The 313-nt window shown below is 54.0% G+C and carries 1 protein-coding gene; it reads right to left on the bottom strand.

The annotated features are described in order from the left end of the window. Positions 1–295 (bottom strand): hypothetical protein (locus JIN85_RS21135; RefSeq protein ID WP_200274579.1); only part of this gene is annotated, 295 nt, incomplete at its 3' end. Between the last annotated feature and the right edge of the window lie 18 nt (positions 296–313).

The raw sequence follows: 313 nt of genomic DNA, 5'->3' as shown, positions 1-313 counted from the left end.
GGGCCGCTTCCGCCGCTGTTAGATCTTCGACCGCTTCAGTCGTGCGATCGATGTCTTTGGCAGTTTGCTCAAACTCCTTTCCCAGTTCCTTTTGGACCTGCTTCAGTGCCCTTTGCGCCACCGCGTCGCCTTCGGCAGCCTTGGTGAGTTGTTCGAGGCTTTCCCTGGACTTGAGCGCATCCTTCATCAGTTCCGATGAGGAATCGTTCACTTCGTTAATTGCCTTTTCGGCATCTTCCGCGCCCTTGGTGTCGGCGGTGGTATCAAATCGCACTTCGACTTTCTTGTCGGCCATAACAGTTAGATTTCAGCA

The organism is Luteolibacter pohnpeiensis (assembly GCF_016595435.1).
In the GTDB taxonomy this organism is placed as follows: Bacteria; Verrucomicrobiota; Verrucomicrobiia; order Verrucomicrobiales; family Akkermansiaceae; genus Luteolibacter; species Luteolibacter pohnpeiensis.
Note: the sequence above shows the minus strand (reverse complement) of the source record. Positions and strands in the feature narration are given on the sequence as shown.